Origin of the sequence: Mesorhizobium sp. Root157 (genome assembly GCF_001427385.1) — a bacterium.
In the GTDB taxonomy this organism is placed as follows: domain Bacteria; phylum Pseudomonadota; class Alphaproteobacteria; order Rhizobiales; family Rhizobiaceae; genus Mesorhizobium.
On record NZ_LMGJ01000024.1, the window covers coordinates 1 to 9,332 of the forward strand.

Here is a 9,332-nt window from a genome sequence, read left to right on the forward strand (position 1 = left end):
CCCGGTCGTTCATGTCCATGACGCGGCGCCACGTCACCCGGCGCGTGTCGATGCCAAGTTCGTTGCCCCAGTAGATGTGGTTGTCGAGCAGCGCCGACAAAAGGTTATGCGCACTCGTGATGGCGTGGAAGTCGCCGGTGAAGTGCAGGTTCATGTCGTCCATCGGCACAACCTGGGCATAGCCGCCGCCGGCAGCGCCACCCTTCATGCCGAAGTTCGGACCAAGCGAAGCCTCGCGGATGCAGATCACCGCCTTCTTGCCGATGCGGTTCAAGCCGTCGCCAAGGCCGACCGTCGTCGTCGTCTTGCCTTCGCCGGCCGGCGTCGGGTTGATCGCGGTGACCAGGATCAGCTTGCCGTCCTTGTTCTTCTGAACCGACTTGATGAACTCGGCCGAGACCTTCGCCTTGTCATGCCCGTAAGGCAGCAAGTGCTCGCTCGGAATGCCGATCTTCGCACCAATATCCTGGATCGGCTTCTTCTTCGCCGCACGCGCAATCGATATGTCGCTCTTTACTTCCGCCATGGGGTCATTCCTCAAAGGCTAGTTGTGGAAATTGAAGGGGCTACTGTTAGAAACGAGGCGGGGTCCGTCCCGCTGCGCGGGACGCGGAGATGACTGTGTTTGCCATCAAAAGCGCGATGGTCATCGGTCCGACGCCGCCGGGCACTGGCGTGATTGCGCCGGCCTGGGCAGCGGCTTCGTCATAGGCCACGTCGCCGACCAGGCGAGCCTTGCCGTTGACGTCGGCAGGCAGGCGGTTGATGCCGACGTCGATGACGGTCGCACCGGGCTTGACCCAGTCGCCCTTGATCATCTCGGGGCGGCCAACGGCAGCGACCAGGATATCGGCGCTGCGGCACAGCGCCGGCAGATCCTTGGTGCGGCTGTGAGCGATGGTCACGGTGGCGTTGGCGTTGAGCAGAAGGTTGGCCATCGGCTTGCCGACAATATTGGAGCGGCCGACGATCACGGCGGTGAGACCGGACAGATCGCGGCCAAGCGCGCGTTCGATCAAAAGCATGGAACCGGCGGGCGTGCACGGGACGAAGGCCGTATCCAGTTCGCCGGTGCCGAGCTTGCCGACATTGATGAAGTGGAAGCCGTCGACATCCTTCTCAGGCGCAATCGTCTGGATGATGCTGCCCGAGTCGATGTGGCCCGGCAGCGGCAATTGCACGAGGATGCCGTGAATGGCAGGGTCGGCATTGAGCTTTTCGACCAGCGCCACCAGTTCTTTTTGGGAGGTCTCGGCCGGCAGCGCATGCTCGATCGAATTGAAGCCGCACTCCTTGGCCTTCTTGCCCTTGGAGGAGACATAGACCTGGCTGGCGGGATCGTGCCCGACAATGACCACGGCGATGCCGGGGACAACGCCGGTTTGCGCAGTCAGTTCCTGTGATGCCGCCTTGACCTTCGCGACCACATCCGCCGCTACAGCCTTGCCATCTATTACCGTCGCCATTGTGATGTCATTCCTCCCCGACAAGGTCTCCAAGGTCGCACTCTGCCTAAGGCATATTGGCCAAGCGTGCTACCGGAGGACCTATTCCTGTCGTCCGTTTTTAACAGCCAACTCGCCCGAAAGTCAACTGCTGTTCAATATTCTTTCATGGAAAGAATATCTGCAGAGTGTCAGGCGCCTCTCGCCGGCGCCCTGAAAAATCGCCACCGGCCATCAACGGAGAAGGCCGGCTTGAAGCCGGCCTTCATCTTCACAGGATCAGGTTTCGTCAGATGACGAAAATCCAGTTTGCCAGCAGCACCACGGCAAGGCCGCCTGCCAGAGTGAGGTAGGGCAGCATGCCCGCCTTGCGGCTCTTCAGATCCTCCTGGGTGATGCCCAGATCGTCCAGCATATGGGTCGGGAAGCGCCCGCCATCCTGGACGTAATGCCGGAAGCAGAAGACCGGGATGATCAGCGAAGCAGCAATGAACCCGGACCACAGCGCCCACGGGTTCCAGACCTTGGCGCCGGCGCCCATGAACATGACATTGACGAAGGAAAGCATGCAGCCGATTGCGATGAGGATGGTCGGAGCGCGCCACGGCCGATGGATATGGCCGTTGTCGATCCGGTGAATCCAGCCGGCATTCAGGTTGAGGAAGTTGAAGATGATGTAGCCGCAGTTGGAAACGGCGAGGATGAAGAAGAAGCTTGCCGCATCCGCGCATGCGATCGCGAGGAGCCCGAGATTGAAGATGAGGTCGGTCCACATCGCCCGGGTCGGTGCGCCGTGCGAATTGACATGCGACAGGTAGCGCGGCAGCCAACCGTCGACCGAACCCTGGTAGAGGGTGCGCGAGGAGCCGGCCATCGCGGTATTGATGGCAAGCATCAGCGCCAGGATCATCAGCATGATCATGATGCTGGTGACCAGGCCCGAACCGCCGACCATCTGCGCCATCGCGTGGCCAACGCCGGAGCCGTCGGCGATATCAGGCGCCAGCATGCCCTCGAGGCCGAGCACGCCCTGGAAGGTGAACGGCACCAGTGTATAGAGAAGCAGGCACAGCAATCCCGAATAGAGGATGGCGCGGACGGTGTCGCGGCCCGGATTCTTGAACTCGCTGGTGAAGCAGATCGAGGTCTCGAACGCGTAGGCGGACCACGCTGCGATGAACAGGCCGCCGAACACCAGCGTCCAGCCGGAGATGTTCCATTCACCCGGCGCCGGAGCATAGGCTTCGGCCAGCGGCACGAACGGCGTGTAGTTGTCCCAGTTGATCTGGCCGGTCAGGATCGGCACCACGCCGACGATCAGCATCGGCACGATGACGGCCAGGCCGATGAATTTCTGGACGTTGGCCGTGCTGAGAATGCCGCGATGCTGGATCGCAAAAGTGATCAGCATCAGGATCGTGCCGATCATGAAGACCGAGTTGAACGAGAAGGAAACCGGACCCAGCGAGCCGCTGTAGAGGGTCCACTCGCGGATTGCCGGCGTGCCGGCAGCGGTGAGGGCCGCAATCGCGTCCGCCGCGGCCTTGCCGGCGTTGGCCGGGTCGGCGAGCCATGCAACGACTTCAGGCGAAGCGTCCGTGAACGCCGGGATCGGCGCCAGCGCGTTCAGGATATAGGCCGCCGCGATCGAACAGCCGAGCGAAAGCACAGGCGTCCAGGCCAGCCAGTTGCACCACACCGAAAGCGGGGCAATGAATTTCGAATAGCGCAGCCACGCGGTGGCGCCATAAACGGAAGCGCCGCCCGACTTGCTCGGGAACAGGCCCGCGATCTCGGCATAGGTGCAAGCCTGGATCAGGCCGAAGCACACCGACACGATCCAGATCGTATAGGCCGGGATGCCGACCGTGCCGGAAATGCCGCCGATCGAAAACAGCACGAGGGCCGGAACGCCACTGGCCACCCAGAAGGCGCCACGCCAGTCGATAGTTCGATGAAGTTGTCCCGATTCCGCAGAATGCGAGTCCGCAAGCACGCTCATGGCGAAGTCCCCTTTTTACGCTTTATGATGTGGTAGATGCTTGCGGCCGATCTCCCAAAGGGCGCAAGGCGTCTATGTTTCCGCTCAGTTTTATTTCTTTCTTGTCGGTGAAGATCGTCGGAAATCACCTTTTCGTCAAGAGCTTTGTAGGAGCACTTCGCATTTCCCAAATCGGGCTGGCCGGCGAGGCCAGAGCGTCTCGCTCGAAAGCCGAAACCGGTTTCGCGACAATGACATGCGCAAGACCGGAGGCCTGCTGAGCGACGCATGGACCCACTCGGGCGCGGCGCGCATTTACGAGTTTCGATGCGAAATCCCTGTACTAACGGGAAAAAATAATTCATGCTGTGAATTGCCGCCGCATATCCTGCATGGTCGGATGACCGTACGGGCGATGCATCGAGGAGGTCGCGGCGTTGTCCAGAAAAGCAGAAACCGGTTTTCCGTCCGGAATTACGTCAAGAAAAAGAGTTAGAGCGGTTCACCGATTCCATCAAAATCGGAACCGCCCCGGGAGGTAACAAAGGCAGATGAGCATCGACGGGATGCGACGGGAGCCGGAAGCAGGCCACGGGAGGCGATCATGACTTCTCCAGGCAAGTTCAGGGTGCTGGTTGCCGAGCGCAATCCCCTGGTAGTGTCGGCGCTGGCCGACATGATTGCCCGCGACGGCCGTTTCGATCTGGCCGGCACGGTGCAGACCGGAGAGGATTTCCTGCGCGAACTGTCGTCGCCTGACAGGACCTTCGACCTCGCGGTGCTTGGCTGGAAACTGTCCGACATGGACAGCGGCGAGGTGCTCGCCGCGATGCAGCGCCATTCGCTCGAAGCGCGCGTCGTCATCTTCTCGAACGATCATGACATCGGCATTCTGAAGCAATGCGTGCGCCTCGGGGTGCAAGGCTATTGCTACCAGTTCGACGACCCGCAGATCCTGTTCGACACGCTGATGGCGGTTGCCCACGGCCGCATCTGCATTCCCTATGTGGATGTTTCCAAGATCAACGATACGCCGCTGTCGAGGCTGACGACGCGGGAGCGCGAACTGTTGTCGGTCCTTGCGGATGGCTGGACCAACCTGCAGATTGCATCGCGCACCGGAATTTCGGAAAACACGGTCAAATACCACCTGAAGAACCTGTACGACAAGCTTGACGTCAGGAACAGGGCGATGGCAGTGGCGCTTTATGCCGGGGCAAAAAAGCGGGGGGCATCGCCCAATCCTCAATAGCGCCACGGAACAGGTCGTCTCCCATCGGTGCAAATCCCGGTTGCGAGCGCAGGCAAAACCGGACTTGCGAAGTTTGGAAAAGTAACTATTCTCCACGATGAACTAAGTTTACACATAGGAAACCAAGGCAGTTGCTGATATGATCGACTATCCTGGGGTACTGGCTGGGCCGCCGCGTCCGAGTTTGGTGTTGCGGCCGGGGATGATCGTTCCAGGCGCCGAGCGCTACCATGTGGCCGGCGCCGGCGCGGTTCTGATCGAGGTGGAGGCGGGCGACCGGCTCACGGTGCGCAATCTCGAGGGCGGCCAGCCCTGCGAGTTGGTCGCTTTCGACCGCACCGGCCGCAGCGATGCCGGCCTGCTTGGCACGAAAGCCAATTCCAATGCCGCCGGCCTGAAGGCGCTGCTGTTGACGGGCGACGCCAGCCTGCGCTCTTTGCGCGGCGGCATCGAGCGGCGCGGCCTGCAGCTAGCCGGCGCCGAGGCGGTGCGTTTCTTCGACGCTTCCACGCCTGCCGGCGTCGAGGAATCCTTCCTGGTCGCACGCGACGGCTATCTGGTGGCGGCAGCCCCCGGCGGGCCGATGCTGATCGACAGCCACGACACGGTAACGCCGCTTGCGGTGACGCTGCAGCGGGCGAAAGTGCGCACGCCCGGCCGCTTCGAATTGCCCGACCCGCTGGCCGATCCGGTGCTCGATCTCAGGGTCAAGTCGAAAACGGCCGAATCCTATTTCGTCAAGGCCGGCGACTACATCCAGATCATCGATGTCGACGGGCGCCAGTGCACCGACTTCCAATGCTTTTCGGCGCGCAAGCTCGACAATGGCCGCGACCTGCCGCTCGACGTGACGGCGACGCGCTCGCTGATGGGCCACGCCTATCCGATGCCTGGCCTGCACGCCAAATATTACGACCAGGACTTTGAGCCGCTGGTCGAGGTGGTGCAGGATACCTGCGGGCGCCACGACGCCTTCGCGCTGGCCTGCTACGCCAAATATTACGACGACATCGGCTATCCTGGCCACATCAACTGTTCGGACAATTTCAACCGGGCGCTGGCCGACCGCGGCGTCAACGCCCGCGCCGGCTGGATGGCGGTCAACTTCTTCTTCAACACCGGCATCGACGCCCATGGCGTCATGTATTCGGACGAGCCGTGGTCAAGGCCCGGCGACTATGTGCTCTTGCGGGCGCTCACCGACATCGTGTGCGTGTCCTCCGCCTGCCCCGACGACACCACGCCGGCCAATGGCTGGGACCTCACCGACATCCATGTGCGCACCTATTCGGGCCAGCACAAATTCTCGCGGGCGATCGCCAGACGCGTAACTCCAGATTCCGAGCCGAAGATGACCCAAGAAACCGCTTTCCATTCGAGCTTTGCCAAGCACACGCGCAATTTCATCGAATACAAGGGCTACTGGCTGGCCAATTCCTTCTCCAAAGAAGGGCCGATCGAGGAGTACTGGGCCTGCCGCCAGAAGGCGGTGGTGATGGACCTGTCGGCCTTGCGCAAGTTCGAGGTCACCGGCCCTGACGCCGAAGCCCTTTTGCAGTACACGCTGACGCGCGACGTCAAGAAGCTCGGCGTCGGCCAGGTCGTCTACACCGCCATGTGCTACGAGCATGGCGGCATGATCGACGACGGCACGTTGCTGCGCCTCGGCCAGGACAATTTCCGCTGGATCGGCGGCGACGACTATTCGGGTGAATGGCTGCGCGAAACGGCGCAAAAGCTCGGCCTCAAGGTGCTGGTGCGCTCCTCCACCGACCAGATGCACAACATCGCAGTCCAAGGCCCCAACAGCCGCGCCATCCTGAAAGAGGTGATCTGGACACAGCCGCACCAGCCCGCGCTTGAGGAGGTGGAGTGGTTCCGCTTCACCGTCGGCCGCATCGGCGGCGCCAACGGCGCGCCTGTCGTGGTGTCGCGCACCGGCTATACCGGCGAACTCGGCTACGAGGTGTGGTGTCATCCGCGCGATGCCGAGACGGTGTTCGACGCGGTGTGGGAGGCCGGCCAGCCGCACGGGCTGAAGCCGATGGGCCTTTTGGCGCTCGACATGCTGCGCATCGAGTCCGGCCTGATCTTCGCCGGCTACGAGTTCTCCGACCAGACCGACCCGTTCGAGGCCGGCATCGGCTTCACCGTGCCGCTCAAGACCAAGACCGACGACTTCATCGGCCGCGAGGCGCTGATTCGACGCAAGGAGCACCCGGTGCGCAAGCTGGTCGGGCTCGACATCGACGGTAATGTCGCCGTCGGCCACGGCGACTGCATCCACATCGGCCGCGCCCAGATCGGCGAGGTCACCTCCTCGACGCGCTCGCCGATCCTGAAGAAGAACATCGCGCTGGCCCGCGTCGACGCCACCCATGCCGCCATCGGCACCGAGGTCGAGATCGGCAAGCTCGACGGCCACCAGAAGCGCCTGCCGGCCAAAATCGTCGGCTTCGCCCATTACGATCCCAAGAAGGAACGCCCAAGGTCGTAAAGTCCCCCCGCCTGGCTACAGGCGGCCCGAGCCGGCACCGTCACCCCTGCGGTGCCGGCTCCCCCATACCCCGCCAGACAAGCCCCCGACGCCGCTGCTTTGAAAGCACACGCCGCACGCATGGCTCGGTCGCCGGCGTGCCGCGCTGACCTTGCGGCCTGCCGCCGTTCGCAAACCGAAGCGCAACCTCTCAGCATCGTCATCCCGGAATTCTCATTCGAGCGAAGCGAGAAGGGAATATCCGGGATCCATGCCGTGAAAAAGCGGCAGTACGCCAACGGTCGGATGAGGAGGTATTTAGCTGCTGTGAAGCCGTGGAGCGCGGCGGTCAATCGTGGATCAAACCAACCCCCTTCACCTCGCCAATGCGTTGATCCCGCTCGCTTCGAGCAGAAACCGCCGGCATTCTTGTCCACACGCTCTCAATCCCTCTCATAATCCCCGCCATCGCTCTTGCGGGAACCTGGTGCGCACCGGGTATCAGGAAGAGCGGCGGTGACCTCCCCCCATTGGTTCGGCGCCAGTGGACCCGAGGGCATCCGACAGGCCGGCGTCTTGCGGCGGGCTTTCCATTGGAAAGAGCAACCCGTGTCAGGTGCAAGAGGCGTATATCGCCTGATCGTCGCGGCAGGGTAACCACCGGACGGTCTTGGGACCGGTCGACGGGATGACAGCCACCGGACGGGCGGCCGTAAGGTCGCATTACTTACTAAACGAGCGTCCGAACGGCCGCCCGTCTTCCCGACCTCTCAACCGAGGTCAGTTCTTTGACAATGGCCAGACGGCAAATGCCGGGCGTGGCAACCATACAGCACGAACTCCGATAGCCGTCTGGCCATTCAGGGTCCCCGCCAGCGACGAGCGCAGCGAGGGAGCTTAAGGGCGGGGCAGAAGACTCCCAGGGCCGAAAAGGCAGCGTGGCGATGAACAGGCACGGTCTCAACCCGTCTCGAAAACGACGCGGGTATGAATTGAACGGGCAGGCTCTCGTCGCGGTTTTCAAAAAGCGCGTTGACAGTATCGGCCGGCCCGCTTACATGAGCGCGCACCAGCCCAGATGGCGGAATTGGTAGACGCGCACGGTTCAGGTCCGTGTGCCGCGAGGCGTGGAGGTTCGAGTCCTCTTCTGGGCACCATCTGATCCTGACTGCCAACGGGATCAATAAGTTAAGCCTTTTCAGACTGTTGCGCTCACCCAGCTGTGTTACAAGGGTGTGTAACAATGCTCTATCGACTTGTGCGACCGATGATTCGTAAAGGCTCTCGCAATCCCCAATTCGTGCAACGCATACCGACCGATCTGCGCGACCAGATGATTGGCATGCGACTGAATTTACCTGTCGGCGATGCGATTGTCCCCATAAGGATCACAGCCAGCACCCAGGCCATAAGGGTCTCGCTCAAGTCTGCCGATCCAACCGAAGCCAAGAACCGTCAAGCCGGGCTTGCGGGCTACCTGGAAAGAGTGTTTGCGGCGCTTCGCGAGGAAAGGCCGATTCCACTGACGCACCGGCAGGCGGTAGCACTCTCAGGCGAAATCTACAGGGCTTGGGCAAAGGATATCGATCTTTCCGACTCAATCACGCTAGTGAACAACGATGACGGCAGCGTCGAGATCAGTCGCGGCGTTGACATGGAGGTGCTTAAAGCCGCCTGCGCTGACCAGCTTGAGAAACTGGACAGGCTAGCCGAAGACGATGATCCGGAAGTTCTGGAAAAAATGTTCGGGCCTCTCGTCAACAGGCTGCTGTTCGACAAGGGCATCCATCGTGTCGATGCGCTATCGCGCCATATGGTTCTCAGGGAATTTCGCAGAGCACTGCGGCAAGCGTTGGAGGTGCAGCATCGCAAGACCGAAGGTGTCTATTCTCTGGACGCGCAGTCCGAACGATTTCCCGAATGGCAGGCTCAGCACACGGATGCGCCGTCAGGCAGCGTTTCGTTGACCGGCCTGGTGGATGCCTGGTGGCGAGAGGCGAGCGCAGCCGGCCATTCGGAAAGCACATATGAAAGCTACAAGAAGGCCTTCTCCACGCTTGCAGAGTTCCTGAAGTGTTGGTTTCCACGCGGAACTGAGCCGGTTAGGCGCATAATTTCCATTGAGAATTGAGCCATGTGAACCTTCCCCCAACGCGGTGAGTGGCGGGGGCAACGGAG

At 61.7% G+C, this 9,332-nt stretch carries 6 protein-coding genes and 1 tRNA gene; 4 read left to right on the plus strand and 3 right to left on the minus strand.

Annotation, left to right across the window (positions count from 1 at the left end):
• From ASD64_RS13960 to ASD64_RS13970, 3 genes are all read right to left on the minus strand, one after another.
• Positions 1 to 526: formate--tetrahydrofolate ligase (locus ASD64_RS13960; protein ID WP_156460153.1), on the minus strand; the 526-nt coding region annotated here is incomplete at its 3' end.
• A 46-nt stretch (positions 527 to 572) separates the two neighbouring features.
• Positions 573 to 1,466, minus strand: a complete 894-nt coding sequence (gene folD / locus ASD64_RS13965) for a bifunctional methylenetetrahydrofolate dehydrogenase/methenyltetrahydrofolate cyclohydrolase FolD (RefSeq protein ID WP_056106004.1) — start codon at positions 1,464 to 1,466, stop codon at positions 573 to 575.
• A 268-nt stretch (positions 1,467 to 1,734) separates the two neighbouring features.
• Complete coding sequence (locus ASD64_RS13970) at positions 1,735 to 3,447, minus strand: APC family permease (RefSeq protein WP_056106006.1); 1,713 nt, start codon at positions 3,445 to 3,447, stop codon at positions 1,735 to 1,737.
• Between the two features lie 583 nt (positions 3,448 to 4,030).
• On the opposite strand from ASD64_RS13970, the gene ASD64_RS13980 reads away from it, so the two are divergent.
• The 4 genes from ASD64_RS13980 to ASD64_RS13995 all read left to right on the plus strand — a co-directional run bounded on the left by ASD64_RS13980 (position 4,031) and on the right by ASD64_RS13995 (position 9,285).
• On the plus strand, positions 4,031 to 4,678 hold the full coding sequence (locus tag ASD64_RS13980) for a LuxR C-terminal-related transcriptional regulator (protein WP_056106011.1): 648 nt from the start codon (positions 4,031 to 4,033) through the stop codon (positions 4,676 to 4,678).
• Positions 4,679 to 4,817: 139 nt separating this feature from the next.
• Positions 4,818 to 7,175 carry a DUF1989 domain-containing protein gene (locus ASD64_RS13985; RefSeq protein ID WP_056106013.1) on the plus strand — a complete coding sequence of 786 codons (2,358 nt, stop codon included), beginning with the start codon at positions 4,818 to 4,820 and terminating at the stop codon, positions 7,173 to 7,175.
• A gap of 1,051 nt (positions 7,176 to 8,226) precedes the next feature.
• Positions 8,227 to 8,311, plus strand: a tRNA-Leu gene (locus tag ASD64_RS13990).
• Positions 8,312 to 8,397: 86 nt separating this feature from the next.
• Positions 8,398 to 9,285 carry a hypothetical protein gene (locus ASD64_RS13995; protein ID WP_156460154.1) on the plus strand — a complete coding sequence of 296 codons (888 nt, stop codon included), beginning with the start codon at positions 8,398 to 8,400 and terminating at the stop codon, positions 9,283 to 9,285.
• The last annotated feature ends 47 nt before the right edge of the window (positions 9,286 to 9,332 follow it).